We start from the raw sequence: 25,939 nt of genomic DNA on the forward strand, positions 1-25,939 counted from the left end.
CACATTCAGAGACATGGCCATTATCTATCTGGCGTATTCGCCGCAAACGCGCGTCAACTATTATGGCGAGCGCGCCCTGACGCGTTTGCAAGCGCTCGGCGAGGTACGATTGAATCAGAGTGAAGTGGCGCTGACGCCCATCGATCTGGTGCGTGAAGCTGCCGGTTGCGACATCATCGTCGCACCGCGTATTCCCGCTGCGACAGCAGAATTGTTCGACAATCTGCCGCAACTGGTTGCTTATTGTCGCGGCGCCGTAGACATCCGCACCATCGACGTTGCTGCCGCCAGCCGCAACGGCGTACTGGTGACACACGCCACGCCGGGCTTTGCAGCCTCGGTCGCAGAGTGGGTGCTGGCTGCCATGTTTGACCTCAGCCGCAATATCAGCGATGCCGTATTGGATTATCGCAACGGCATTGTGCCGGCCGTCAGAATGGGCCGTGAATTGCGCGGCGCGACACTGGGTGTGGCGGGCTACGGCACCATTGGTCAGTATTTGTGCCGTATCGCGCAAGCGCTTGGGATGAAGGTGCTGGTGGCCGATCCTTATGCACGTATAGATGATCCGGCGCAGGTTGCTGTCGATTTCGACACCTTGCTGGCGACATCCGATTACGTCGTCTGCCTGGCGCCGGCCAATGCGGAGACTGCGCACATGTTCAACACCGCCGCGTTTGCCAAGATGCAGGCGTCGGCCTTTTTCATCAATGCCTCGCGCGGTGAACTGGTGGATGAAGCGGCCTTGTTGCATGCGCTGGATCATGGTGTCATTACGGCCTGCGCTCTTGATGTCGGCATGGCGCCCGACCAGATGCCGTCGCCGCAGCTGGCTCGCCATCCGCGTGTGATCGCCACGCCGCATATTGGCGGACTCACACCACAGGCGGCTGAGCATCAAGCCATGGACACGGTCAATCAAGTCGCCGCCATCGTTGCGGGACGCATGCCGGAAGGCGCGGTCAATGCGGATCAGGCGACGCGGCTGTTGCGACTGTTGCGGCTGTTACGACCCTCAGCCGCTACATAAAAGCATAGTTCAACGGAGACATCCCATGGCCGCAACAGCACAGGCAAACGACATGCCCGAAGGGGCTTGCGATTGTCACATCCACATCTACGATTACACTCGTTTTGAGTTGGCACCGACGGCCTTATCCAGGCCGCCGCAAGCCCTATGGTCAGACTATCGGCGCGAGCAGCAGGCATTGGGGCTGACCCGTGCAGTGGTGGTGCAGCCGACCGGTTATGGCTTCGACAATCGCTGCACGCTCGATGCACTGACACAGGCAGACGGCAACGCGCGCGGCATCGTGGCAATTGCACCCGATGTCACCGAGGCTGAGTTGACGCAGATGGATGCCGCCGGCGTACGCGGTGTGCGCTTCATGATGATCGCCAATGGTGGCGGCGTGATGCGTTGGGACATGCTGGAGACTATCGCTGCAAAGATTGCGCCGCTGAACTGGAACATCAATCTGCAAATCGACGGCCGTGATTTTGAACAATACGAAGACCTGCTGAAGTCGCTGCCATGCCGCGTCGTCATCGACCACAACGGCAAATTTCTCACGCCGGTCAAGCCGGATCATCCCGGCATGAAAAGCCTGTTGCGCTTGCTCGATACAGGGCGCTGCTGGATCAAGCTGTCAGCCCCCTACGAGACGTCACAAACCGGCGCGCCAGCTTATGACGATGTCAGCGTGCTGGCCAAGACCTTCGTCGATGCCTATCCGGAACGCTGCCTGTGGGCCAGCAACTGGCCGCATCCGGGGCGAAACCCCCAGCCGTCCAATCGCGCGCTGCTGGATCTGTTGCCGGTCTGGGCGCCTTCGGCAGAAATACGCAAGCGCATTCTGGTCGACAACCCGGCAGCGCTTTACGGATTCTGAGCGTATTGCGGCAACACAGGCCAGTTGCCTTGTGCCGCTGTGACTCCTGCAATTGCCTTTGCCATTGCTTGCATCGTGTGATCTTCTGTATCGTCAACTTCATAGAGATCATCCAGCGGCCATGCCAGCGACAACGGTGTGAGCTGCATGCCGAAGTGTGCTGCCGTCGCTTCGACGTCACGCGGCACCCGCGTTCTGGCGATGAGATCGATCATCGTGGCAGGTAGCTCGGCATTGTCGCCTGCTTGTGCGACAGCGATGGTCTGTATGGGCACCTGCCTGCCGTTGACCAGTTGTACCAGCTCCTTAAGACTGTGCTCGTCAGGGCCGCCCAATTCATAGGTGCCCGCACTGCCGGCACCCAGTGCAGCGGCTTCTGCAATGGTGGCGATGTCGCCCAGATTGATCGGCCGGCAACGCTGTTCGCCGCTGCCATACACGGTCACCGGGACATCGGGCGCGCGTTGTTGCAGCGACAGTTCAAACGGTAGCGGTTGCGGGCTGCCGCGCACCACCGGGCCGTGGCGAAAGATCACCGCATTGCTCAGACGTGCCAGTGCCTGTTCCGCCAATCCCTTGGCTTTCAGATACCAGTTGTCTTCAGTGACGTGTGCACCGACGTGAGAGAAGTAAATCACACGCGTGTCGCGCTCGCCCACCGCAGCGGCGATGCGTTCGGCGGTATCGACCATGCCTTCCCGATAAGCATCCCAGTTGTTGGCGGCAACAACGCCGGTCAGCAGGATGACGGCATCGGCTTCCGCGATGACTTCAAAGCTGCGTTCGCTGCGCGTCCAGTCGGTGACAACTTCGTCAGCGATCAGCCGCAGCGGTTGCCGCACCAGCGCGGTGACATGCACATCGGCATCGCGCAGCAACAGCATCAGCAGACGGGCAGTAGGGCCGTTAGCCCCGGCGATGACAACCCGGCGCAAGGGTACAGTGGGTGCAGCGGGGGCGGTGTGAAAGTAGTGCATGGCTTCTCCCTGATTTGGCAGATATGCAGATGAGGACGTTCGAGAGGCCGCAATATTGTGCCGCACAAAAATATTTTTCCATCTGCTCTTTCCGGCGTACTTGCCTGTTACGCTGGCAGGCAATTTGCTCAGCAGCCTGTCAGGAATTCTGAATAAAACTCAGCAAAACCCGGCAAAACAAGGCGATTGCAAGGTAATCACACTGCAACAGCGGGCAAGCCATTGAAATGCGTGTATGCATACCAACATGCACGGCAACATCATCTTTTTATCCTTCGCGAGGTCTCATGCCGTCACGTTTCACGATTGTTTTTGTGCTTTCCATATTGGGAGCCCTACACGCATGGATAGGCTGGCGCATCTTGCCCGCGCTGGGTATTGATGCCGCCTGGCAAGCCACCGGGGCCTTGTTGCTGGTGTTGTCGTACTTGCTGATCCCGGCTGGTTTGCTGTCGCGCGGGATCAAGCAACAGCCCTTGTCGGATCGCCTGGCCTGGGTCGGCATGCTGATCATGGGCTTGTTTTCGTCGCTGCTGCTGCTGACGATCCTGCGTGAGATTGTTTTGCTGGTGCTGCCTTTGTTTGGCGCGTTGACCCCGGACATGGTGGAGAGCACTGCCTGGGCCGTCATTGGATGCGCTTTGCTGTTGACCGTGATCGGCTATGCCAATGCACGCCGTCTGGCTGCCGTAGTCGACATCGACGTACCGATCAAGGGCTTGTCGCCGGCGCTGGAAGGTTTCACCATCGTGCAGATCAGCGACATCCACGTCGGTCCCACCATCAAGCGCAGCTATTTGCGCGCCATCGTCGACAAGGTCAATTCGTTGAAGGCCGACATGATTGCCATCACCGGTGATCTGGTCGACGGCAGCGTGCAGCAGTTGTCCGAGCACACAGCGCCGCTGGAGCAATTGCGGTCGCGTCACGGCGCTTACTTCGTCACCGGCAATCATGAGTATTACTCCAATGCGCATGCCTGGATCGAAGAGGTGCGTCGTCTTGGACTGACCGTGTTGATGAATGAACACGTGGTGTTGCAGCATCATGGTGCGCCGCTGGTGTTGGCGGGGGTGACGGATTTCACCGCTCATCACTTCGATGAGAATCATCGCAGTGATCCGCATGCAGCGATTCGCAATGCGCCGGTCAGCAGCGTGCGCGTGCTATTGGCGCATCAGCCGCGGTCGGCTGCTGCAGCTTCGGATGCGGGATTTGATTTGCAATTGTCGGGGCATACACACGGTGGGCAGTTTTTTCCGTGGAATTTCTTTGTGCCTTTGCAGCAGCCTTATGTGGCGGGCTTGAATCGCTTGAAGGATTTGTGGGTGTATACGAGCCGTGGGACGGGGTATTGGGGGCCGCCTAAGAGGTTGTTGGCGCCTTCGGAGATTACGAGGTTGAGGTTGGTGAGTGCGTGAGGATTTGATCTGTTCCGACTTGCCTGCTTTTTGTAGCTGATTCTTTTCTTTCTTCGATCAACCTAGCCGGGGGCGGCCCGGCAGCCGCTTACTTTTCTTGCTCCGCCAAGAAAAGTAAGCAAAAGAAGGCGGCCGCTGGGTCGTAGCCCCTTCGGGGTTCCCGGCGCCGTCAGGCGCAAATCGGGAAGGGAAAACAACTCGCTGCGCTCAGACATTTTTCCCTTCTTTTTCCGATTTGCACCTGCCGTCACCGGCTACTCTCAAGCGGACTTCGAGACCGGCTCGCTTCGCTTTGCCCTGGGGTGGCTCGCCTTCGGCATCGTGGCTTCAGGCGCTGGTCATGCTGCAAATTTCACTTTTACTTTTCATTTTGTCGTCTCAGCGTCGTGATGACGTGCCTTCAAACTCCATCCTCAAAGATACAACGCTTCCTGTTTCCGCTGCGCTCTTCTGATCGCTTGCGGGGGATATCCAAACACGCGCAGAAACGCGCGGCGCATGCGTTCCGGGTCGTCGAAGCCGACGGCGCGGGCGATGTTTTCCAATGACTCTTCTCCTGCTTCCACACGTGGCCGCGCCGCTTCCGCTCGCAGTTTTTCAATCGCCTTGGCCGGTGTTTGTCCGGTCTCCGCGCTGAAGGCGCGGTCGAACTGGCGGCGGCTCAGGCAGGCGATTTCTGCCAGGCGATCTGCACTCAGCGATTCATGCAGATGATTGCGTGCGTAGCTCAGGGTTTCGCGGATGCGGCCTGAGGGCGGATCCATTTCCAGCAGGTTGGAGAATTGCGATTGGCCGCCCGGACGACGGTGATACACCACCAGTTCGCGGGCGACGGCGCGTGCCAGTTCGACGCCCAGGTCTTCTTCGATCAGCGCCAGCGCGAGGTCGATGCCAGCAGAGATGCCGGCCGAGGTCCAGACATTGCCGTCTTTGATGAAGATCTTGTCGCTGTCGACTTGCACCATCGGGTGCATGCGCTGCAACCGTGCCGCCATACGCCAGTGTGTTGTGGCGCGCTTGCCGTCGAGCAGGCCAGCGGCGGCGAGGACGAATGCTCCCGTGCAGACGCTGGCGACGCGGCGGGCCTGGCCGGCGGCGTGGCGGGTGTAATCCAGCAAGGCCGCCGACAGCACGCCTTCGCGCGGACCGGCGCCCCCGGCGATGATCAGCGTATCGAATGCGCTGCGGTCCAGCGGGTGAGTGACGACCGCCGTGCCCGACGCGCTTTCCAGCATGCCCCCTTGTTCGGACATCACGCGCAGTTGATAAGGCCGGGACGCTCCGGAACGTTCTTCACTAAGCCGGTTGGCAACGTCGAAGGCGGTCAGCGGGCCGGTGAAGTCGAGCAGGCTGCAGTCGAGGAAGAGTAAAAAGCCGATCTTGCGCATGACAGTTTGTCCAAAAAAGAGGATTGTCCAAAAACGAGGTTTTTATGTCATTTTGGACGCATGGTGGCACGGCACACTCTAGGTGTCAAATCACCTTGGAGTCGCATCATGAACACGACAGCGCAAGCTACGCCGGACGGACTTGCCGTGCGCAAGGACAGCCATCGCTGGAAAATCCTCGGTATCGGCGTGCTGGCCAACGCCAGCTTTTCCGCCGCCTTTGCCGGGATTCCGGTCACTGCCATTTTCATGCGCGCCGACTATCGGCTCGACAACACACAACTTGGTCTGGTGCTGGGTTCGCTTGGTCTCGGCGTGGCGGTGAGCGAATTGCCATGGGGCGTGCTGACCGACCGTTGGGGCGACCGCAAGGTGTTGCTGTGTGGTCTGATCACCACTGCGCTGACATTGGCGGCCATGGCGTTGTTTGCGGTGCCCGGCATTGATGGCATACCAACGATGTGGCAATTGGCGCTGGGTTTGCTGACGGTCGGCCTGCTTGGCGGCAGCGTCAACGGCTCCAGCGGCCGTGCAGTGATGGGCTGGTTTCGCGAGGGCGAACGTGGTCTGGCGATGAGCATCCGCCAGACCGCGGTGCCGGTCGGCGGCGGTGTCGGTGCCGTGGTCTTGCCGGCGCTGGCGTCGGCGCATGGCTTTGCGGCAGTGTACGGATTGCTGGCGCTGTTCTGTTTGCTCAGTGCCGCTATGGCGTGGTTGTGGCTGCATGAGCCGCCTGCTGTTGCCGGCGGAATGAATGCGCCGGCGCAGACGCGTAGCGCCTTGCGTGACATCAAGGTCTGGCGCGTGGCGATGGCGATCGGGATTTTGTGTTTTCCGCAAGTATCGGTGCTGACCTTCGCGACGATCTTCTTGCACGATGTCGGTCATGCCGGTTTGACCCTGATCAGCGCGACCATGGCGGCGATTCAGATCGGTGCCGCAGTGATGCGGGTCTGGAGCGGACGGTGGACTGACCGCCACGGCAATCGCCGCAGTTATCTGCGCACCTGCAGCGCACTGAGCGTGCTGCTGTTCGTTGGACTGGGCGTGCTGGCGGCATTGGCGCCGGCAAGCTGGCCGCAATGGGTATTGGGGCTCATCGTGCTGATGCTGATCGCCGGCGGCATTTGCGCCTCGGCCTGGCATGGCGTGGCGTATACCGAACTGGCAACACTGGCAGGTGCGCATCAGGTCGGCACGGCGCTGGGGCTGGGCAATACCTGCGTGTTTCTGGTGTTCTTCCTGGCGGCGCAGGCGGTGCCGGTCTTGCTGGCCTGGCAATCATGGCCGGCGGTGTGGCTGGCCGGCGCAGTCGGCGCGCTGATTGCGTGGCCGATTTTTCTCAGGCAGGCGCGTTGATGTCGGGTTGATGTCGAGTTGATGTAATAATCATCCGCTTCAACCACTTCTCCTCTCCGCCATGGATCGTCTGAGCGACATGCGTCTGTTTCTGAGCGCGGCTTCCGCCGGCAGCTTTTCTGCTGCCGGGCGCAAGGTCGGCTTGTCGCCGGCGGCTTCAAGCGCGGCCATGCAAAGGCTGGAGCAGTCGCTCGGCGTCAAGCTGTTCGAGCGCACTACGCGTCAGTTGCGGCTGACCGAAGAAGGGCGGCTGTATCAGTACTACTGCCAGCAAGCCATCGACGCCATCACCGAAGCGGAACATCAACTGCAAGCCGGCAAGCAACTGGTGCAAGGCACGGTGCGCATCTCGGCGCCGTCGGATCTGGGACGCAATCTGCTGCAGGATTATCTGCTGGAATTCTCGCAGCGCTATCCGGACGTGCGTTTCGTCCTGGCGCTGACCGACTCGCACGCCAATCTGGTGCTCGACGATGTCGACGTCGCCATTCGTTACGGAAAGCTCGCCGACAGCAGCATGGTGGCGCGCACATTGGCGCCGAACCGCCGCGTGATTTGCGTAGCACCGGCTTGCGATGACCACTTCGGCCCGTTGACGGAATTGTCGCAACTGGCGCAGCGGCCCGCGCTGGTGCTGACGACCTCGGCCGGTCCGATGAACGTGTGGCAGTTCCAGAGCGGCAAGCGCGCTGAATCCATCCAGCTCGACCACTATCACGAGACCAACGACGGTGAGATCCTGCGCAAGTGGGCAGTGCAGGGACGCGGTTACGCGTACAAGTCCGCGCTGGATATCGTCGATGACGTTCGCGCGGAACGCCTGCGCATCGTACTGCCCGACAAGCTGTCGGCGCCGGTGCCGCTGCATGCGCTATATCACCGCAACAAGCACCAGCCACCGCGCGTCAAGCTGCTGCTGGACTTCCTGCAAGAGCGTTTCGCCGCCCAGTCCGCCGGACTCGGGGAGCTGGGCATCGCTTTTTAAGCGACAGGCGAATAGTCGCTATAGCCGCGCTGATCGCCACCAAACAAGGTCGCACCATCGAGGTCGGCCAGCGCCAGATTTTCCTGCAAGCGTTTCGGCAAGTCCGGATTGGCGACGAAAGGTCGGCCGAAGGCCACCAGATCGGCCAGTCCATCGGCCAATATCTTGCCTGCGCGATCCTTGTCATAACGTCCGGCCACCACGATGCGTCCCGAGTAAGCGGCGCGCAGTTTGTGGCGAAAATCTTCGGGAATCGTCGGCGCATCGTCCCAGTCGGCTTCCGAGAGATGGATATAGGCGACCTTGAGTTTTTCCAGTTCGCCGGCAGCGTGGAGGATGGAGTCGACGATTTCAGGATCGGCCATGTCTTTCATGGTGATGTAAGGTGCCAGTCGCACCCCGACGCGTTCTGCGCCGATTTCCTTGACCACTGCCGTCACCACTTCGCGCAAAAAGCGTACGCGGTTGTCGACACTGCCACCGTACTGGTCGGTGCGATGGTTCGACACTGTGCGCAGAAACTGATCGATCAGGTAGCCGTTGCCGCCATGGAATTCAATACCGTCAAAACCGGCTTTCATCGCATTGGCCGCCGCCTGGCGAAAGTCTTCGACGATGTCGCCGATCTCTGCCACCGTCAGTTCACGCGGCATCGAGGTATCGATCATGCGGCCGACGCCGTCGTCACCCACAATCCACACTTGCGTACCGCGCGGCTGGATCGCCGATGGTGCCACCGGTGCCGCACCGTCATGGAATACCGTATGCGACACGCGTCCGACGTGCCACAACTGCACGAAGATGCGTCCGCCCTTGGCATGTACGGCATCGGTGACCAGCTTCCAGCCGGCGATCTGTTCCTGGGTGTGGATACCCGGCGTGAACGAATAGCCCTGGCCTTGCGGGGAAATCTGCGTCGCCTCGCTCACGATCAGACCGGCTGTTGCGCGCTGGGCATAGTACTCGGCCATCATCTGGTTAGGGATATTGCCCGGCTGCGTGGTGCGGGCGCGTGTCATTGGCGCCATCACGATGCGGTTGGGCAACTGAGACTCTCCCAGTTGCAATGTTGAAAACAGGGTCGAGTCTTTCAATGGTGTGGTGTTAGTCATTACAGTAATCCTCCGCCTTCGATATCAAATACGGCGCCGCTGACGAAGCCGTTTTCCATGGCAAGCAGGTATGCCTGCGCTACATCCTGTGGTGTGCCGACACGGCCCACCGGCAAACCTTGGCCGATGCGGGCCATTGCCGCCACGCGCGATTCTGCACCGGCTTCGCCCCACAACTCTGTGTCAATGACGCCGGGGCTGACGACGTTCACGCGGCGCGGCGCCAGTTCCTTTGCGAGGGTTTTTGCAGTCGCTTCCACGGCGGCGTTTAAGGTGCTCTTGAGCAAACCACCAGGGCCGAACTTGCGCGACAGCAGGCCCGAAGTCAGCGTCACGGAAGCCTTGGGCGTCAGGTAAGGCAGTGCCGCCTGGATCGCAAACAGCGAACCGAACAGCTTGACGTTGAAGGCCAGTTCCAATTCGTCGCGCTTGAGATCGGTCAGCTTGGGCGAGCCGACACGAGCGCCTGCGGTCAGTACCAGATGATCGATCCTGCCGATGGCGGCAAAGGCTTGGTTGAGGGCAGCGTTGTCGGTGACGTCGGCAGCGATGGCAGTGATGGCAGTGATGGCAACAACGCCGCGCAGATTGTCGTCAGCTTTCGCCGAGCGCCCGATGACGGTAACGGTGGCGCCGCGTTGTGCCGCCTCCTTGGCGACTTCGCGGCCGATGCCGGAAGTGCCGCCGATGACGACGACTTGCTGGTTTTTCAGTGAGGTGTCGGACATGATGATCTTTCGTTGTGGAATAAGGTGAGGCTATTGTCGGTCGCAGCGACTTTCTTGAGAATGTGTCCGGCGCTTGAATCATCTTCTTGATATTTTTGAAGATGGGTCAATTGCCGGCCCGAATCACCCCGTTTTTTGATCTTTAGACGACTGGTCTAATTTTTGGGTAAAATAGCCACATCATGAGAGATACCTACGCCGAAACCAAACTCGCCATCCTGCTCGCAGGACGCGGCCTTATTGCCAAGAAAGGCTTTACCGGCGTGGGTTTGAGTGAGCTGCTGGCGGCAGCCGATATTCCGAAAGGCTCGTTCTACCATTACTTCGGTTCCAAGGAAGGCTATGGCAAGGAGTTGATCGAGCAATACGTCAACGAATACCTGCAAGTGCTCAACAAGCTTTTCACCGCCGGTGACAGCAACGCACGTGAACGCCTGCTGACCTACTGGGGGCACTGGATAGAGACGCAATGTTGCGACATGACCGAGCACAAATGCCTGGTGGTCAAGCTCAGTGCGGAAGTCGCGGATCTGTCCGACGACATGCGCATCGCTTTATATGAAGGCACTAAAGCCATCATGGCGCGCATCGGCGCCGTGATTCAGGAGGGCATCGATGAAGGCTCCCTGCATACCGCGCTGGAACCGGCCAAGACGGCGCAGATGCTCTATCAGCTGTGGCTGGGCGCGAGTTTGATCAGCAAGCTGAGCAAAGGTCGCGACGCACTCGAAGGCGCGATGGATGTCACCCGGCGCGTGCTGGTTGCACCATAAAGTCGATCGCATCGCCCATTGAAATTTGAACGCAAGCACTGCTGACATCGTGGTCGGCAGGGACTCACTTTTTCCAAAGGAAAGCATCATGCCGCAATCCACTACTCAGTCTTCTACTGTCAATCGTCGCATCGTCCTGGCGTCGCGTCCTGCCGCCGCGCCGACACCCGAGAATTTCCGCATTGAAGAAGTCGCCGTACCGACACCGGCGGCGGGGCAGTTCCTGCTGCGCGCGGACTATCTCTCACTTGATCCTTACATGCGCGGCCGCATGAGCGACGCACCGTCGTATGCACCCTGTGTCGAAATCGGCGGCGTCATGACCGGCGGCACCGTGTCGCGCGTGGTGGCGTCGCAGCATCCGGATTATCAGGAAGGCGATCTGGTGATGGCCTATACCGGCTGGCAAGACTACGCTTTGTCCGACGGCACCGCTGCCACCAAGCTGGACAAGAATATGCCGCGTCCATCGTATGCGCTCGGCCTGTTCGGCATGCCGGGTTTCACCGCCTACGCGGGCTTGCTCGACATTGGTCAGCCTAAAGAAGGTGAGACCGTCGTGGTTGCGGCAGCAACCGGTGCGGTCGGTTCCGTGGTCGGGCAGATCGCCAAGCTCAAGGGCTGCCGTGTGATCGGCATCGCCGGCGGCGCCGAGAAATGCCGCTACGCCGTGGAAGAACTCGGCTTCGACGCCTGCATCGATCACCGCAGTGACGACTTGCCGCAACAACTCAAGGACGCCTGCCCGCAAGGCATCGACGTCTATTTCGAAAACGTCGGTGGCAAAGTGTTCGAAGCCGTCCTGCCTTTGCTCAATGTGCATGCACGCGTACCGCTGTGCGGTCTGATCGCGCAATACAGCGGCGTTGCACCGAATGCGGCCTTGCTCGCCACGCTGCCGCGCAATCTGCTGACCAAGCGCATCCGCATGCAGGGCTTCATCATTTTCGATTACTACCAGCGCGCCGGCTATTTCGCCGAGTTCTTCAAGGACATGAGCGCCTGGGTTGCTGCCGGCAAGATCAAGTATCGCGAAGACGTGGTGCAAGGTCTGGAGAATGCACCGCAAGCCTTCATGGGGCTGCTGGAAGGCAAGAACTTCGGCAAGCTCGTGGTTCAGATCGCATAGTTCAGATCGTGTAACTATTTTTGTAGCGTTTTTTATAGCGCATTTCAGTCGCCCGGCTCGGGCGTCAGCAAGGACACAGCATGATTCCGTTTTCCGTACTCGACCTGTCGCCGATCAATCAGGGCAGCACCGCCGCGCAAGCTTTTCAAAACAGCAAGGAGCTGGCGCAGAAAGCGGAGGCCCTCGGCTACAACCGCTACTGGCTGGCAGAGCATCACAACATGACCGGCATCGCCAGCGCAGCGACCTCGGTGGTGATCTCGCATATCGCGGCCAACACCAAGACCATCCGCGTCGGCGCTGGCGGCATCATGCTGCCCAACCATTCGCCGCTGGTGATTGCCGAACAGTTCGGCACCCTGGAGTCGCTCTATCCGGGTCGTATCGATCTTGGACTGGGCCGCGCGCCGGGTTCTGATCAACGTACCGCGCGCGCTTTGCGCCGTCATCTTGGCGACAGCGCCGATACCTTTCCGCAAGACGTGGTGGAGTTGCAGGAATATTTCAAGGAAGCGTCGCCGTATCAGTCCGTGCGTGCCGTGCCGGGTTATGGCCTGAACGTGCCGCTGTGGCTGCTCGGTTCCAGCATGTTCAGCGCGCAGCTGGCGGCGGAACTGGGTTTGCCATTTGCCTTCGCTTCGCACTTTGCGCCGGGATTCATGAAATCGGCCATCGAGATTTATCGCAGCCGCTTCAAGCCGTCCGAAGCGCTGGCGCGTCCCCACGTCATGCTCGGACTGAACGTCTTCGCCGCTGATACGGATCGCGAAGGTGAGCGCCTGTTCACCTCGCTGCAACAGCAGTTTGTCAATCTGGTGCGCGGTGTGCCGGGCCAGTTGAATCCACCGCGCGAGACCATGGAAGACTACTGGCGTCCGGAAGAGAAATCTCATGTCGAGCGCTCCCTGTCCTGCGCCATCGTCGGCTCGCCCGAAACCGTGCGCGAAGGCTTGCAAAACTTCATCGACGACACCGGCGCCGACGAGTTGATGATCACCGCGCAGATCTACGATCACGCGGCGCGTTTGCGGTCGTTTGAAATCGTGGCGGAAGCGCGCGAAGCTTTGACGCCAAAGGTGCCTACACTGGAGTTTTGAAGTAGCGAGGAAGCAGGAGACAAAAATAAAGGCCGGTCCATGAAAATGGCCCGGCCTTTTTTATTCAGCGGCAGATTGCTACTCCATGCCCAGCATGCGCGCCAGACTGTTTGCCGACTTTTCGCTGACCAGATGGATGCGTTGTTCCAGCACCAGCAAGTGTTCTTCCATGGCGGCGATGGCGCCGGCGGCGTCGCCTTTTTCGATGAAGTCGACGATGCTGGTGTGTTCGTCATGTTCGCAGGCGGCGTAGCCCGATGGCTCGTGCAAGGCCACGATCAGCGAGCAGCGTGAGATCAGTTCGCTCAGATAGCGTTGCAGGATGGGATTGCGCGACAGCTCTGCCACACGCAGGTGGAAGGCCGATGCCAGACGTGCCCAATCAGTCTGGGCATAGTCGTGCATGGCGGCGTGTTCTTCCTTGAGCTGGCGGCGCAGCTTGGCGAGGTCAGACTTGGTGGCGTTCTTGACGGCCAGCGACAGCACTGCGGATTCCAGCGAGCGGCGTGCTTCGAAGATTTCGCGGGTTTCTTCAGGTGTCGGCATGGCGACAATGGCGCCGCGGTTGGGACGCAGTTCGACGATGTGTTCGTGCGCAAGTTTTTGCAGCGCCTTTTGCACCACCGTACGGCCGACGCCGAACAGTTCGCACAACGCAGCTTCCGGCAGTTTGGTGCCGGGTGTCAGGCGCTGACTCATCACGCTGGCGAAGACGGTCTGGTAGATGCGCTGGATGATGTCGTCGCCATCGTCGCCATTCGCGTTGGCAGAAGCATGCGCCAGTGAGTCATGACGCACCTTGGGACGGCCGGTGCGTGCCGCCGGTTTGGACGTTGGCTTGGGCCTTGCTGCGGCTTTTTTACCTGTGCTGCGAAGAGAAATATCGGTCATCGTTTTCTGCAATATGCTGCGAATTTTTCTGCGAGGGGCTGGCGGACACTGGTTTACCACTGTCATGTCTGCAAGCGCTTCCACAAGGCCGTCGCCAGCCGTATCAGTGCCAGGTCGCTGCCTGCCGGGCCCAGCAATGATACGCCGATCGGCAGCCCTGCGTCTGTAGCAAACGGCAGACTGACCTGCGGCAGGCCCGCCAATCCTGCGATGCAGGTGATGCGGAAGGTGCGCATGCGGATCTGATCAACTTCCGCGCCGGTAGCCGTCAGCAGCGGGGCCACGCTGGCCGCTGATGGAATGATCGCGACTCCGTCCTGGCCGAGGAAATTGCTGACTTGTCTGGCAATGTCTTGTTGGCGTTGTACCGCTAGCGCGGCGTCGTCGGCGCTGATACCGGCGGCGGTCTGCCAGCGTGAGGCAACGGCGGTGCCGAAGTTGGGCTGATTCTCCGAGATCCATTTTCCATGCACTTGCCAGCCTTCATAAGCGGATGCGGTGACATAAGTCTGACGCCAGCTTTCCAGTGTCTCTGCATCAACCAGCGTGCAGCGTGTGCGTGCGCCGTCAAAAGTATTGAGCACTTTTTCTATCTTGTCGTGGAACACTTCGTCGGCCTGCGCCAGTACGTCGGACAGCAGCAGGGCACGCTTGAAATTATGCGATGACGCCGGCAGCAGAGCTTTGCCCACGCGCTCAAACACGTCCGCATCCTGCGCAAACCACGTGGTGGTATCGAAAGACGGTTGCAGCGGTACCATCGCCGTGCGCGGCAGCAGTCCGTGCGTGGTGCGCAAGCCCCACACGCCGCAATAACTGGCTGGTACGCGCGTCGAGCCACCGGTGTCGGTGCCGAGCGCGAAGTCGCACAAACCTGCCGCCACTGCGGCGACAGATCCGCTCGACGAGCCGCCCGGGACGCGATCCGGCGCGCGCGTATTGATCGGTGTGCCGTAGTGGACATTGTCGCCGTGAATGCTGTAGGCGAGTTCGTCGGTGATGGTCTTGCCGACCAGCGTGGCGCCGGCAGCCAGCAAGGTCGTGACGATGGGGCTGCTGGTATGCGGCACCGGCTGCGTGGCCAGCCATGTGGGGTTGCCGGCACCGGTGGGATGGCCGGCGACGTCGAATACATCCTTGACGGCAAAGTGCAGGCCGCTCAGCGGCCCTTGCGGCGAACCGGCGATGACAAAGTGACCATGCGGCACCCAGGCGCGAGCGTAGTCTTCGTGGGCTTGAGTAGATTGTGTGGTGGCAGATACGTTCATGCGATCACCCCTGCACCAGCGACACGGCCGGCTCTGCTTTCAGAACTTCGAGTCCGTCGACGTGCTCGCAAATCGCCCCCGGCGTGGTGAACCACACGTCACCCTTGTCGCGCGCCTGCGCAATATGTTCCAGCGCACGGCGCAGATGGCGCAGGCGGTAAGGTTGGCCGACCAGATAAGGATGCAGGGCGATGCCCATTACCAGCGGCTGCTTGCGTGACTGGTCGAGCATTTCGTCGAAGTTGTCGATGATGAGTTGGGCGAAATCCTTGCCATCCATCTGGCGCGCCACAATCATCGGGATGTCGTTGACCTCCTGCGGATAGGGAATCGACCACAGTGTCTTGCCGCTGCGCGTCTGCATGTGCGTCGGCTGGTCGTCGTGGCACCAGTTGAGGTTGTAGCGATAGCCGCTTTCCAGCAGCAGGTCGGGCGTGGCGATGGTTTCCGAAATCCACGGCGACAGCCAGCCAGTCGGCGTCTGGCCGCTGTGCTGCTGCATGCGCTCGCGGCAATGTTGCAGCAGCGCCAATTCTGCGGCTTCGTCGAGCACGCCTTGCTGACGGGCGTTGGTGTGACCGTGGCCGATCAGCTCGTCGCCGCGCGCAACGAAGGCGGCAATCAGTTCCGGGCAATGGTCGTAGAGCGCCGTGTTGGCCAGCACGCCGGCCGGCAAGCCGAGGCTGTCGAACAGTTCAAGGCAGCGCCAGGCGCCGACGCGGTTGCCGTATTCACGCCATGCGTAGTTGAGTACATCGGGTTCCGAACCTGCCGGCCCGAGCCGTGCGCCTAGGCCTTCCCCAAAAGCGAAGTGCTCGATGTTGAAGCCGAGGTAGACCGCCAGGCCGGCGCCGTTGGGCCAGCGGTAATGCGGACGCTGCGTGATGGCGGAGTAACCGAAGCGGCCATGAACGGGCAGGGCGCCGAAGCGATTGCCATTGCCATGATTGTTGCTGGTCGATGATGGTGCGTTTGCTGTCTCGCTGTGCATCATTTTATTCATCTCTTTCCACTTTCTGCACGTTGTTTGTGCATTCTTGATTTCAATATTTGATGGATATTTGCATCAATAAAGTGAAGTTATTGCTGGTAATACTAAATACATATTGTCGGCAAAAACTAAAATTTATTGTGGCAGTTGGCATAGCCCTTGCATAAGTCATGCCGGGAAGCACGCAAAACCAAGATCCTCAATAGTCACCTCACTAATCAAGTTCCGGGAGAGCCACCATGATTCGTTTCAAGCGCCGCACCATCCTCGCCAGCGCCATTGCCGCACTGGCAGCCGCCACCCTGTCGCCGCTGGCAATGGCCGCCGACAATATCAAAATCGGCCTGGTCACGGCCTTGTCCGGCCAATCGGCGCAATCCGGCGAAGCGATCACGCGCGGTCTGACAATCGCCATTGACGAAATCAACGCCAAGGGCGGCCTGCTCGGCGGTCGCAAACTGGAACTGGTGCGCCGCGACGATGAAGGCAATCCGGCCAAAGGCGTGGTGGCAGCGCGCGAACTGATCTTCAAGGAAAAAGTGGCGGTGGTCTTCGGCGGTCTCGATACGCCGGTATCGATGGCGATCGTGCCGATCATCAATGCTGAGAAAGTACCGTTCATGGGCCCATGGGCAGCAGGCACCGGCGTCACCAAGAACGGCGCCAATCCGAACTACGCCTTCCGTGTCTCGGCCGTGGATGAACTGGTCGACAAAGCCATGCTGAGCTACGCGCAAAAGACCTTCAAGACCACCAAGGCCGGTCTGATCCTGGTCAACAATCCATGGGGAGAATCGAACGAGAAGGGCATCGTCGCTGCATTGAGCGAGAAGTCGATGAAGCCGGCCGGCATCGAGAAGTTTGAAGCCAGCGACGTCGACATCGTGCCGCAACTGACGCGCCTGAAAGCCGCCGGCGCCGACACTTTATTTTTGGTCGGTAACGTCGGCCCGTCGGCGCAGGTGGTGAAGTCGCTCGACCGCATGGGGTGGAAAGTGCCGGTGGTGTCGCACTGGGGTCCTGCAGGCGGACGCTTTACCGAGCTGGCCGGACCGAATGCCAAGAACGTTCACTTCGTCCAGACCTTCAGCTTCTTCGGCAAGCTGTCGCCGGTCGGCGAAAAAGTAGTCAAGGATCTGAAGGCCAAGTATCCGAACATCAAGGGACCGGATGACATCACACCGGCAGTCGGCGTCGCCAACGCCTACGACGGCATGCAACTGGCTGCACTGGCGATTGCCAAGGCAGGCTCCACCAACGGCGATGCAATCCGCGAAGGCTTCTACAAGATCGATCGCTACGAAGGCCTGATCAAGACCTACGTCAAACCATTCTCGCCCACCGTGCATGACGGACTGCAAGCGGATGACTACGTCTGGGCGCAGTTCATCGATAACAAGATACTTCCCGTCGGCATGATCCAGTAAAAACCGGCTCATGATCCTACTGCGAGGCCGTGATCCGACGTCGGGCGGTGCTCCGAATCCTCATGTACTTAAGTACATTCCGGTTCGTCCGCTCCGGCCGCCACCGGCTGACGGCCTCTCGCTACGGATCCTGAACCGGTTTTCGAGCGTAAGTAGCGGCAAGACGATTTAGCTAAGAGAAATTCAGGGAGAAAAAGATGTTGCTGTTGTCGGCACTGATCAGCGGTCTGGGACTGGGCAGTATGTATGGCCTGATGGCGCTGGGTTTTTATATTACCTATGCGGTATCGGGCACGGTCAATTTTGCGCAGGGCAGTTCCATGATGCTGGGGGCGGTGTTGTGTTTCACGTTTTCGCAGACGCTGGGCTGGCCGATGTGGTCGGCGATCTTGCTGGCGTTGGCTTTGTGCGCGCTGTACGGTCTGGTGGTGGAGATCCTCGCCGTGCGTCCGTTTGCCAATCGCGGTTCCAATGCCTGGCTGATGTCGACCGTGGCACTCGGCATCGTGCTCGACAACGTCGTCATGCACACCTTCGGCAAGGAGCCGCGCAGTTTGCCGTCTCCGCTGGCGCTGTCGTCGATTGAAGTCGGCGGTGTCGGCCTGGGCGTGTATCCGCTGCAGTTGCTGATCCCGATCGTCGGTCTGTTACTGGCTGCCGTGCTGCATCGTATTTCGCGCCGCACGCGCTGGGGCATTGCCATGCTGGCGGTGGTGCAGAACCGCGATGCTGCGCGACTGATGGGCATCCCCATCGTACGTGCCATCGCGTTTGCGTTTGCCTTGTCGACGCTGCTGGCGGGCATCGCCGGTGTGTTGATTGCGCCGCTGTTCAACGTCAATGCCGACATGGGGACTTTGTTCGGACTGAAGGCATTCGCCGTCGCCATCCTCGGCGGCATCACCAGCGCCTGGGGTGTGATGATTGCCGGTCTGCTGTTCGGCATCGCCGAAGCGATGATCACGTCCACGCTCGGTTCCGGCTACACCCAGATCATCACCTTCGCGCTGGTGATCGTGGTACTGGCAATTCGTCCCAATGGCCTGTTCGGTCGCGCACAGGTGAAAAAAGTATGATGACAACTCCTCCTGCTCCGGTTGTGACGGTGGCCAAAAAAGCTGCTGCTGCATCTTCTGTATCGTCGGCGCCGCGCCGTTTGCTCGGCCTGGCTTCGCCGTTGCAGTTGTCGGTGGGCCTCGTAGCGTTTGTTGCGGTGTGCTGTCTGGCGTTGACCGTCAATAGCTACTACGTGTTCGTGCTGACCAGCATCGCCCTGATGGCGATGGTCGGCATCGGATTGAATGTCTTGCTCGGTTTGACCGGGCAGGTGTCGTTCGGACACATCGGCTTCTACGCCATCGGTGCTTACACCGTGGCGATCCTCACCACCAAGTTCGGCATCAGCTTCTGGATGGCGTGGCCGCTGGCGGCCTTGATCGCCGGAGCGTTGGGTGCATTGCTGGCCTTGCCTGCTCTGCGCGTGAAGGGGCCTTATCTGGCGATGATCACCATCGCGTTCAGCTTCATCGTGCAGCACGCCATCATTGAAATGCGCGAACTCACCGGCGGTCAGAACGGCATCATGAGTATTGCCGCGCCTGGCTTTGGTGGCGTCGTGCAGGGCGAGCGCGGTATCGCGTTACTGGCGATCTGTGGCGCCGCCGTTTTGCTCGCGGCGTTCTGCTGGCTGGCACGCGGTACCTGGGGCGCTGCAATGCGCGCCGTCAAGGACAGCGAGACCGCATCCGAATCCATCGGTCTCAATCCATTGGTGATCAAGACCGTCGCCTTCGCCGTGTCGGCCATGCTGGCGGGTCTTGCGGGTGGCTTGTTTGCACCATTGTCAACGTTCGTCACGCCGGATACCTTCGGCTTCATGCAGTCGATTCTGTTCGTGCTGGTGGTTGTGGTGGGTGGAGCAGGTTCCACCATGGGCCCGCTGATCGGCGCGATCATCGTCGGCGTTCTGCCGGAATTGTTGGCTAGCCTGGAGGATTATCGCCTGCTGTTTTTCGGCGGCTTGCTATTGCTGGTGTTGTGGATTGCGCCTGACGGTGTGATCGGCATGCTGCGCCAGATTGCTCAAAAAATAGTCAAGAAACCGGCTGTCGTGAATGACGTCATGACACCTTCGTTCGACGATGCGCCGCAAGGACTGCACGAGGCGGTGTTACCGCAACGCGCTCGCCGTACTTTGCGCGCAGACGGTTTGACGATGATTTTCGGTGGCGTACGAGCAGTCGGCGATCTGAGTTTCGATGTGCCGGCTGCGGCTGTCACCAGCCTGATCGGCCCCAACGGCGCGGGCAAGACGACAGCGCTGAACATGTTGAGCGGCTTCTACAAACCGTCGCTGGGCGGTTTCTCGTTGCAGGATAAACCGCTCGCAGGCTTGCCTGCTTTCCGTATTGCACGCCATGGCGTCGCGCGCACCTATCAGACTTCGCAACTGTTCGGCACGCTGACGGTAGAAGACAACGTCGCACTGGCCATGGGCAAGGGCAAGCTTGGCGGTCTGCTCAATGCCAGCCGTTTCAGCGCTGCCAAGATTCGTGAACGCAGCCGCGAGCTGCTGGCGTATTGCGGCTATGAAGGCGCGGTCGATATTCCCTCTGCCGATCTGGCGCACGTCGATCGCCGTCTGGTGGAAATTGCACGCGCATTGGCGACCGATCCCGATGTGTTGTTGCTGGATGAACCGGCTGCCGGCTTGTCACGTGAAGACAAGGAAAAACTGGCGCGCCTGCTGCAACGCATCGCGGCTGCCGGCATCAGCGTGGTGCTGGTGGAACATGACATGTCGCTGGTGATGGACATCTCGCATCGCATCGTCGTGCTGGACGCGGGGCAGCGCCTGGCGCTCGGTACGCCGCAAGAGATTCAGGACAATCCAGCTGTGCGCCAGGCTTATCTCGGCGAAGCCATGCAGGCTGAAGCACGTATTCGCGGCAGCCGCTCCGGCAAGGAATTGCTCGGCGTCGGCGAGCTGGTCACTGGCTATGGTGCGGAACCTGTCCTGCACGGCATCAACCTGCAGGTGAAGCAGGGAGAGATGGTGGCGCTGCTGGGCGCTAACGGAGCGGGCAAGTCGACGCTGATGCGCGCGCTCTCCGGCTTGCACCGTCCGGTGCGCGGCGGCATCCACGTCGACGGCGTCAACCTGATGCATTTGCGCGCCGAAGAAATCGTCAAGCATGGCGTGGTGCTGGTGCCGGAAGGCCGTCAGGTTTTCCCCGAACTGAGCGTGCTGGACAATATCCGCCTCGGCGCTTTCCTCTATCCAAAGGACATGGACACACGCGTCGAGGAAATGCTTACCCGTTTTCCGCGCTTGCGCGAGCGCCTGTATCATCGTGCAGGCTTGCTGTCCGGCGGCGAACAGCAAATGCTGGCGGTGGCGCGCGGGCTGATGTCGCGGCCGCGCATCCTGTTGCTGGATGAACCATCGCTCGGCCTCGCGCCGAAGGTAATCGCAGAATTGTTTGCCGCACTGGATGCCTTGCGCGACGAAGACATGACCATTCTGCTGGTGGATCAGATGGCGGCGCTGGCGCTGGCATTGGCTGATCGTGCCTACGTGATCGAAGGCGGCCGCGTCGTCGCTGAAGGCAGCGCCGCAGAAATCGCCGCCAACGATGCGCTGGCAAAAGCCTATCTGGGCGGACACTGAAAAGGACATATGGAACACGAGATCAACCTGCCGGAAGTCGTCGCCGAAGTCACGGCCGCTTTCGCGCGTTACGAATGCGCACTGGTCAACAACGACCTCGTCATTCTGGACGAGCTGTTCTGGAACAGTCCGCACACCTTGCGTTACGGCGCCACCGAAAACCTGATCGGTTACGATACCATTCAGGCTTTCCGCAACAGCCGCTCGCCAAAGAATCTGGCACGCGACTTGCGTCAGACCGTGATCACCACGTATGGCCGCGACTACGCCACCGCCAACACCGAATTCACCAAAGCCGGTGAAGCGCGCGTCGGTCGCCAGAGCCACACCTGGCTGCGCTTGCCGCAAGGCTGGCGGATCGTGGCGGCGCATGTGTCGTGGATGGATAATTAAGACTAATCAAGTCTAAGAACATCAGGAGTCTCAAACTATGTTGTACAGCAAGACTTGCATCGGTGGCATGGTCACCGCACCGCATCACCTCGCCGCGCAAGCAGGTGCCGCCGTATTGCGCGAAGGCGGTAATGCCGTCGAAGCCATGGTTGCCGCTGCGGCAGCCATCGCCGTGGTGTATCCGCATATGAACGGTATCGGCGGCGACGGCTTCTGGGTCATCAGCGAACCCGGCCGCGATCCGGTGGCGGTGCAAGCCTGCGGCCAGTCGGCTGCGCTGGCGACCAAGGATTTCTACGCACAACATGGCGACGCCGCGATTCCGACGCGCGGCCCGCGTGCTGCGCTGACCGTCGCCGGTGCTGTCGGCGGCTGGGCAGCGGCCTTGGACGTCGCCAAAGGCTGGGGCAAGAGTTTGCCGGTGTCGCGCCTGTTGGCCGATGCGATTCATCACGCGACTGCCGGCGTGCCGGTGACGCGTTCGCAAGCCGAACTGACGCACGACAAGTGGGATGAACTGAAAGATCAGCCCGGCTTTGCCGAGACCTATGCGGCACAGGGCGCGCCAAAACTGGGCGATATTCTCAAGCAACCGGCGCTGGCAGCTACGCTGACGCGTTTGGCCGAAGCTGGTCTCGATGATTACTATCGCGGTGATCTGGCGCAAAAGCTGGCCGCCGGTCTGGAGCAGGCCGGTAGCCCTTTGCGTGCCGCCGACCTCGCCGCTTATCGCGCGCAAGTGGTCAAGCCGCTGATGGTGCAGATGAAGTCCGGCAGCATCTACAACCTGCCGCCGCCGACGCAGGGCGTGTCGGCGTTGATGATCCTGGGTCTGTTTGACCGCCTGGGCATAACACAGGCGCAGGCCGATGGGTTTGAACACATCCATGGTCTGGTTGAGGCCACCAAACGCGCCTTCATCCTGCGTAATAAATATGTGACCGACACCGCGCACATGTCGGTCAATGCCGCCGACTGGCTGTTGCCCGATGCCTTGGATCGTGAAGCCGCGCAGATCGACATGCAGCGCGCCGCGCCGTGGCCGCACGTGCCGAAGCCGGGCGACACCATCTGGATGGGCGCAGCGGATGCGCAGGGCCGGGTGGTCAGTTATATACAGAGTATCTTCTGGGAGTTCGGCAGCGGCGTGGTGCCGTCAGGCACCGGCGTGGTGTGGCAAAACCGCGGCGCCAGCTTCACGCTGGACGATGGCGCCAATCAACTGCAACCGGGCAAGCTGCCATTCCATACGCTCAATCCATCGCTGGCGCGCCTCAAGGATGGCCGCACGCTGGCCTACGGCACCATGGGTGGCGAAGGCCAGCCGCAGACCCAAGCTGCGGTGTACAGCCGCCATATCCTGTTCGGACAAAACATGCAGGCGGCAGTCAGTGCGCCGCGCTGGTTGCTCGGCCGTACATGGGGCGCAGCATCCACCAATCTGAAGCTGGAAGGACGCGTGCCGGATCACGTGGTCGATGCCTTGAAACGGGCTGGTCATGACGTCGAAATCGTCGCCGACTACACTGACATGATGGGGCACGCGGGCGCGGTATGCTTCCATCCCGGTGGCTTGATCGAAGGTGCAACCGACCCGCGTGCCGACGGAATTTGCGCAAGCGTCTGAAATCCGCAGCCAGACTGTTGTTTTCCTGAAAATCGCCCGCTATGCCGGGCGATTTCTGTTTATGGGCCTGTTTACTAGGGGCGGCGCAATAGAGAGCGCATTCTGAGCGGTACGGCACATCGTCGAGTTGCTTATAGAAAATTGTCAAAAAGACATTTTCTTTTTTGGCAACAAATCATTTATTGCTCCAACTACAATTCAGCAGCTAATATTTCGTTGTCCCTTACAAAAAACAACGAACTTTCCGGGACACTTTGGCAAAATCCGCTTGATTGCGTCATTGCCTCCGGAATAATGTCGTATAGCAGCGGAGTCACTTTGAGCATAAAGAAAATCTCGTCGACGTTGAGCCTCTCATCATGGGTCACCCTCGGCGTGGTGCTGTCTGTGCTCATCACGACCGTATCGGTATTGATTCTGGTCGACCAGTTTACGCGCAGCTATGCGCGCCGCGAAGCAGAAGCACGGCTCAATCAACTGGCCTGGCAGATGCAGGATGCGCTGGATCGCAGCATGGCCGAACGTTATATCGACGTCAAAATTTTGGCGCAGCGTCCTTCCGTGCGCGAAGCCAAAGACCCGGCGCGCATGCGCGCAGTTTTCAATGAGCTTCAGAAAAACGTCCCCAACTACGCCTGGATAGGTTTTGCCACCCCGGACGGCAACGTGTTCGCCGCCGCCAATGGCATGCTGGAAAACCAGAGCGTTGCACAGCGGCCGTGGTTCCAACAGTCGCAGAAGGAATTCTTCGTCGGTGACTATCATCCCGCCGTCCTGCTGGAAAAGAAGCTGCCGGTCATGAACGACCCCTGGCGCTTCGTCGATATCGCTACACCGATCATGAGTCTGGACGGCCAGTTTCAGGGCGTGCTCGGGGTGCATCTGAGTTGGAATTGGGCGCGCGACCTCGCCAAGAAACTGCTCAATCCAGCCAACGATCGCTACGACGTCGAGATCATGATTGTGCGTGAAGACGGTACGGTCTTGCTTGGCCCAAAGGAATTGGAAGAAAAGAAAATCTCCAGCGACAGCTTCAAGGCATCGCTGCGTTTGCCTTCGGGGTCCCTGCGTGAGGTGAGCGAAACCGGTGAACCGTATCTGACCGGTTTTGCCCGCACGGGTCTGAACAGCGAATACACAGAAATGAAATGGACCGTGCTGGTCCGCCAGCCGGAGCAGGTCGCCATGTCCGGCTTCAAGGAACTTGAGCGTCAGGTGCTGTTCGTCGGCTGCCTGGTGGGATTGGCGCTGATGCTGCTAGCCTTCTTCCTCACGCGTCGCCTGGTGTCACCGATGAATGCGCTGAGCGCTGCACTGGAACGCCGTGCGACCGGCGCCCAGGATGTCCACATCCCCATCGTCAGCACGTATTACGAAATCCAGCTGCTGTCGTCGACGCTGGCAGCCATGGTGCAGCGTGAAGAAAACTATCTGCGTGAAGTGCGCTCGCTCAACGAAGGCCTTGAGCAGCGCGTCGAAGACCGCACCAGCCGTCTGCACGAGACCGCCATTGCGCTTCAACAGTCGCTCGATAACCAGCGCGAAAATCAGATCAAGCTGGAAGAAAGCGAAAACGAGCTGCGCGCTATTCTGGAAAACGCCCATGATGCCTTCATCGCCATCGATGAAGACGGCATGGTGGTGGAATGGAATCGCCAGGCCGAGCAATTGCTTGGCTGGTCACGCAAGGAAGCCTACGGCCATGAACTGGCCGAGATGATCGTGCCGCCTGAACAGCGCGAAATGCATCGCCGTGGCATGAAGCATTTCCTCTCCACCGGTGAAGGCGTCGTGATCAACAACCGCATTGAGATCAATGCATTGCGCCGCGACGGCAAAGAGCTACCGGTAGAGATGACGGTCGGCTACGTGCAGCGCCGTACCGGTCATTTGTTCATCGCCTTCCTGCATGACATCACCGATCGTCAGGCTTTCCGCCACTCGCTGCAGGAAATGGCGTTGACCGACATCCTGACCGGCTTGCCAAACCGCCGTGCGTTTACGCAAAAATTGCCGGAAGCCATGGCGCGCGCGATTCGCGAACCGCAGCAGATGGGCTTGCTGTTCATGGATATTGACGGTTTTAAGGGGGTCAACGACAAGTATGGCCATGAAGCCGGTGACGAATTGCTGGTCCAGTTTGCCGAGCGCCTGATTGATTCGGTGCGCGAAGTCGACACTGTGGCCCGATTGGCCGGCGACGAATTCACGGTCATTCTTGAGCGTTTACACACCATCGCGGACGCCACGGGTGTGGCGGAAAAAATTCTGCTGACAATGCGCCGCCCCTTTATTCTGAAGGCGGCTACGGTCAATGTCTCCACCAGTATCGGTGTCGCCATTTACGAACCGAACCAGCATACGACCCAAGACAGCCTGGTCGCGCACGCCGACAAGGCCATGTACGCAGCCAAAAAGGCAGGCAAGAATCGCGTCGAATGGAGCACGGAAGAAAACACCGCCTGAACGCTCAGTGCGCTTCAGTCAGCCCCGTGGTCATCTGGCAAGATTCACCGTCGTCCCAGCGCACGCTGGGATCCAGTGTCGTTACAACGTTCGAAGCGAAGCTGGATCCTGACTTTCGTCAGGACGACAGTTGTAACGGACGACAAGTTTTTAATTTGGCGGAACGGCATTAACCTAAGCGGTGATGTCTTTTATCCGTCATTTCCCCTGGCAGAGTTCCTGCCATCTTTCTTGAACCACCCCTCACACGCCGTTGCCCTATCGGCGCGATCTCTCCTCATTTTTCTTCTGCAGGCGTTGATCGGCGGCAATTGACTGCACGCTCCCGCTGTCCGTTTGTTTACA

General features: G+C 59.9%; 21 protein-coding genes and 1 other RNA gene. 15 read left to right on the plus strand and 7 right to left on the minus strand.

Annotation, left to right across the window (positions count from 1 at the left end; all coding sequences use genetic code 11):
• The first annotated feature begins 13 nt into the window (after positions 1-13).
• Together PQR63_RS09380 and PQR63_RS09385 are read left to right on the plus strand one after the other, a co-directional pair.
• Positions 14-1,030 carry an NAD(P)-dependent oxidoreductase gene (locus tag PQR63_RS09380; RefSeq protein WP_408167586.1) on the plus strand — a complete coding sequence of 339 codons (1,017 nt, stop codon included), beginning with the start codon at positions 14-16 and terminating at the stop codon, positions 1,028-1,030.
• Between the two features lie 25 nt (positions 1,031-1,055).
• Positions 1,056-1,892: an amidohydrolase family protein gene (locus PQR63_RS09385; protein ID WP_408167587.1), complete on the plus strand. Its 837-nt coding sequence runs from the start codon at positions 1,056-1,058 to the stop codon at positions 1,890-1,892.
• Here the strand turns inward: PQR63_RS09385 and PQR63_RS09390 are convergent.
• Complete coding sequence (locus PQR63_RS09390; protein WP_408167588.1) at positions 1,880-2,869, minus strand: SDR family oxidoreductase; 990 nt, start codon at positions 2,867-2,869, stop codon at positions 1,880-1,882. The two genes, PQR63_RS09385 and PQR63_RS09390, sit on opposite strands and share 13 nt — an antisense overlap.
• Before the next feature lie 287 nt (positions 2,870-3,156).
• Between PQR63_RS09390 and PQR63_RS09395 the strand changes: the two genes are divergently transcribed.
• On the plus strand, positions 3,157-4,290 hold the full coding sequence (locus PQR63_RS09395; protein WP_408167589.1) for a metallophosphoesterase: 1,134 nt from the start codon (positions 3,157-3,159) through the stop codon (positions 4,288-4,290).
• A gap of 413 nt (positions 4,291-4,703) precedes the next feature.
• Here the strand turns inward: PQR63_RS09395 and PQR63_RS09400 are convergent, their stop codons facing one another.
• The gene (locus tag PQR63_RS09400; protein ID WP_408167590.1) at positions 4,704-5,678 is read right to left on the minus strand and encodes a GlxA family transcriptional regulator; all 975 of its coding nucleotides are present in this window, start codon (positions 5,676-5,678) and stop codon (positions 4,704-4,706) included.
• Positions 5,679-5,786: 108 nt separating this feature from the next.
• Between PQR63_RS09400 and PQR63_RS09405 the strand changes: the two genes are divergently transcribed.
• On the plus strand, positions 5,787-7,037 hold the full coding sequence (locus tag PQR63_RS09405) for an MFS transporter (RefSeq protein ID WP_408167591.1): 1,251 nt from the start codon (positions 5,787-5,789) through the stop codon (positions 7,035-7,037).
• 61 nt (positions 7,038-7,098) lie between these two features.
• Entirely contained in the window at positions 7,099-8,022 is a 924-nt protein-coding gene (locus tag PQR63_RS09410; RefSeq protein ID WP_408167592.1) for a LysR family transcriptional regulator, read from the plus strand.
• On the opposite strand, the gene PQR63_RS09415 is transcribed toward PQR63_RS09410, so the two are convergent.
• Together PQR63_RS09415 and PQR63_RS09420 are read right to left on the minus strand one after the other, a co-directional pair.
• Complete coding sequence (locus PQR63_RS09415; RefSeq protein WP_408167593.1) at positions 8,019-9,134, minus strand: alkene reductase; 1,116 nt, start codon at positions 9,132-9,134, stop codon at positions 8,019-8,021. The two genes, PQR63_RS09410 and PQR63_RS09415, sit on opposite strands and share 4 nt — an antisense overlap.
• Positions 9,134-9,862 carry an SDR family oxidoreductase gene (locus PQR63_RS09420; RefSeq protein WP_408167594.1) on the minus strand — a complete coding sequence of 243 codons (729 nt, stop codon included), beginning with the start codon at positions 9,860-9,862 and terminating at the stop codon, positions 9,134-9,136. Before PQR63_RS09420 ends, PQR63_RS09415 begins: the two co-directional genes overlap by 1 nt.
• 182 nt (positions 9,863-10,044) lie before the next feature.
• Between PQR63_RS09420 and PQR63_RS09425 the strand changes: the two genes are divergently transcribed.
• The 3 genes from PQR63_RS09425 to PQR63_RS09435 all read left to right on the plus strand — a co-directional run bounded on the left by PQR63_RS09425 (position 10,045) and on the right by PQR63_RS09435 (position 12,861).
• Positions 10,045-10,635, plus strand: coding sequence for a TetR/AcrR family transcriptional regulator (locus tag PQR63_RS09425; RefSeq protein WP_408167595.1), 591 nt, complete (start codon positions 10,045-10,047; stop codon positions 10,633-10,635).
• A gap of 88 nt (positions 10,636-10,723) precedes the next feature.
• Entirely contained in the window at positions 10,724-11,764 is a 1,041-nt protein-coding gene (gene curA / locus PQR63_RS09430; RefSeq protein WP_408167596.1) for an NADPH-dependent curcumin/dihydrocurcumin reductase, read from the plus strand.
• 80 nt (positions 11,765-11,844) lie between these two features.
• Positions 11,845-12,861 carry an LLM class flavin-dependent oxidoreductase gene (locus PQR63_RS09435; protein WP_408167597.1) on the plus strand — a complete coding sequence of 339 codons (1,017 nt, stop codon included), beginning with the start codon at positions 11,845-11,847 and terminating at the stop codon, positions 12,859-12,861.
• Positions 12,862-12,939: 78 nt separating this feature from the next.
• Here PQR63_RS09435 and PQR63_RS09440 read toward each other — a convergent pair whose 3' ends face one another.
• From PQR63_RS09440 to PQR63_RS09450, 3 genes are all read right to left on the minus strand, one after another.
• On the minus strand, positions 12,940-13,752 hold the full coding sequence (locus PQR63_RS09440; RefSeq protein WP_408167598.1) for a GntR family transcriptional regulator: 813 nt from the start codon (positions 13,750-13,752) through the stop codon (positions 12,940-12,942).
• Positions 13,753-13,814: 62 nt separating this feature from the next.
• Complete coding sequence (locus PQR63_RS09445; RefSeq protein ID WP_408167599.1) at positions 13,815-15,020, minus strand: amidase; 1,206 nt, start codon at positions 15,018-15,020, stop codon at positions 13,815-13,817.
• Positions 15,021-15,024: 4 nt separating this feature from the next.
• Positions 15,025-16,023, minus strand: a complete 999-nt coding sequence (locus PQR63_RS09450; RefSeq protein WP_408167600.1) for a polysaccharide deacetylase family protein — start codon at positions 16,021-16,023, stop codon at positions 15,025-15,027.
• A gap of 227 nt (positions 16,024-16,250) precedes the next feature.
• Here PQR63_RS09450 and PQR63_RS09455 point away from each other — a divergent pair, with 227 nt between their 5' ends.
• The 7 genes from PQR63_RS09455 (at position 16,251) to PQR63_RS09485 (ending at position 25,594) form a co-directional block, all read left to right on the plus strand.
• The gene (locus tag PQR63_RS09455; protein ID WP_408167601.1) at positions 16,251-17,438 is read left to right on the plus strand and encodes an ABC transporter substrate-binding protein; all 1,188 of its coding nucleotides are present in this window, start codon (positions 16,251-16,253) and stop codon (positions 17,436-17,438) included.
• Between the two features lie 62 nt (positions 17,439-17,500).
• A non-coding RNA gene (locus PQR63_RS09460) (sX9 sRNA) lies at positions 17,501-17,575 on the plus strand.
• Between the two features lie 60 nt (positions 17,576-17,635).
• Positions 17,636-18,514, plus strand: a complete 879-nt coding sequence (locus PQR63_RS09465) for a branched-chain amino acid ABC transporter permease (protein WP_408167602.1) — start codon at positions 17,636-17,638, stop codon at positions 18,512-18,514.
• The gene (locus tag PQR63_RS09470; protein ID WP_408167603.1) at positions 18,511-21,108 is read left to right on the plus strand and encodes a branched-chain amino acid ABC transporter ATP-binding protein/permease; all 2,598 of its coding nucleotides are present in this window, start codon (positions 18,511-18,513) and stop codon (positions 21,106-21,108) included. Before PQR63_RS09465 ends, PQR63_RS09470 begins: the two co-directional genes overlap by 4 nt.
• A 9-nt stretch (positions 21,109-21,117) precedes the next feature.
• Positions 21,118-21,501: an oxalurate catabolism protein HpxZ gene (gene hpxZ / locus PQR63_RS09475; protein WP_408167604.1), complete on the plus strand. Its 384-nt coding sequence runs from the start codon at positions 21,118-21,120 to the stop codon at positions 21,499-21,501.
• A 37-nt stretch (positions 21,502-21,538) separates the two neighbouring features.
• A complete protein-coding gene (locus tag PQR63_RS09480) occupies positions 21,539-23,128 on the plus strand; it encodes a gamma-glutamyltransferase family protein (RefSeq protein WP_408167606.1) in 1,590 nt (529 codons plus the stop codon).
• Positions 23,129-23,446: 318 nt separating this feature from the next.
• On the plus strand, positions 23,447-25,594 hold the full coding sequence (locus tag PQR63_RS09485; protein ID WP_408167607.1) for a diguanylate cyclase domain-containing protein: 2,148 nt from the start codon (positions 23,447-23,449) through the stop codon (positions 25,592-25,594).
• The last annotated feature ends 345 nt before the right edge of the window (positions 25,595-25,939 follow it).

This window comes from Herbaspirillum rhizosphaerae (assembly GCF_046025915.1).
Classification (GTDB): domain Bacteria; phylum Pseudomonadota; class Gammaproteobacteria; order Burkholderiales; family Burkholderiaceae_D; genus Herbaspirillum; species Herbaspirillum rhizosphaerae_A.

Excerpts from the sequence above, each read along its gene's own strand:
- PQR63_RS09380 (WP_408167586.1), top strand. The coding sequence starts at position 14 with ATGGCCATTATCTATCTGGCGTATTCGCCGCAAACGCGCGTCAACTAT.
- PQR63_RS09385 (WP_408167587.1), top strand. The coding sequence starts at position 1,056 with ATGGCCGCAACAGCACAGGCAAACGACATGCCCGAAGGGGCTTGCGAT.
- PQR63_RS09390 (WP_408167588.1), bottom strand. The coding sequence starts at position 2,869 with ATGCACTACTTTCACACCGCCCCCGCTGCACCCACTGTACCCTTGCGC.
- PQR63_RS09395 (WP_408167589.1), top strand. The coding sequence starts at position 3,157 with ATGCCGTCACGTTTCACGATTGTTTTTGTGCTTTCCATATTGGGAGCC.
- PQR63_RS09400 (WP_408167590.1), bottom strand. The coding sequence starts at position 5,678 with ATGCGCAAGATCGGCTTTTTACTCTTCCTCGACTGCAGCCTGCTCGAC.
- PQR63_RS09405 (WP_408167591.1), top strand. The coding sequence starts at position 5,787 with ATGAACACGACAGCGCAAGCTACGCCGGACGGACTTGCCGTGCGCAAG.
- PQR63_RS09410 (WP_408167592.1), top strand. The coding sequence starts at position 7,099 with ATGGATCGTCTGAGCGACATGCGTCTGTTTCTGAGCGCGGCTTCCGCC.
- PQR63_RS09415 (WP_408167593.1), bottom strand. The coding sequence starts at position 9,134 with ATGACTAACACCACACCATTGAAAGACTCGACCCTGTTTTCAACATTG.
- PQR63_RS09420 (WP_408167594.1), bottom strand. The coding sequence starts at position 9,862 with ATGTCCGACACCTCACTGAAAAACCAGCAAGTCGTCGTCATCGGCGGC.
- PQR63_RS09425 (WP_408167595.1), top strand. The coding sequence starts at position 10,045 with ATGAGAGATACCTACGCCGAAACCAAACTCGCCATCCTGCTCGCAGGA.
- curA (WP_408167596.1), top strand. The coding sequence starts at position 10,724 with ATGCCGCAATCCACTACTCAGTCTTCTACTGTCAATCGTCGCATCGTC.
- PQR63_RS09435 (WP_408167597.1), top strand. The coding sequence starts at position 11,845 with ATGATTCCGTTTTCCGTACTCGACCTGTCGCCGATCAATCAGGGCAGC.
- PQR63_RS09440 (WP_408167598.1), bottom strand. The coding sequence starts at position 13,752 with ATGACCGATATTTCTCTTCGCAGCACAGGTAAAAAAGCCGCAGCAAGG.
- PQR63_RS09445 (WP_408167599.1), bottom strand. The coding sequence starts at position 15,020 with ATGAACGTATCTGCCACCACACAATCTACTCAAGCCCACGAAGACTAC.
- PQR63_RS09450 (WP_408167600.1), bottom strand. The coding sequence starts at position 16,023 with ATGAATAAAATGATGCACAGCGAGACAGCAAACGCACCATCATCGACC.
- PQR63_RS09455 (WP_408167601.1), top strand. The coding sequence starts at position 16,251 with ATGATTCGTTTCAAGCGCCGCACCATCCTCGCCAGCGCCATTGCCGCA.
- PQR63_RS09465 (WP_408167602.1), top strand. The coding sequence starts at position 17,636 with ATGTTGCTGTTGTCGGCACTGATCAGCGGTCTGGGACTGGGCAGTATG.
- PQR63_RS09470 (WP_408167603.1), top strand. The coding sequence starts at position 18,511 with ATGATGACAACTCCTCCTGCTCCGGTTGTGACGGTGGCCAAAAAAGCT.
- hpxZ (WP_408167604.1), top strand. The coding sequence starts at position 21,118 with ATGGAACACGAGATCAACCTGCCGGAAGTCGTCGCCGAAGTCACGGCC.
- PQR63_RS09480 (WP_408167606.1), top strand. The coding sequence starts at position 21,539 with ATGTTGTACAGCAAGACTTGCATCGGTGGCATGGTCACCGCACCGCAT.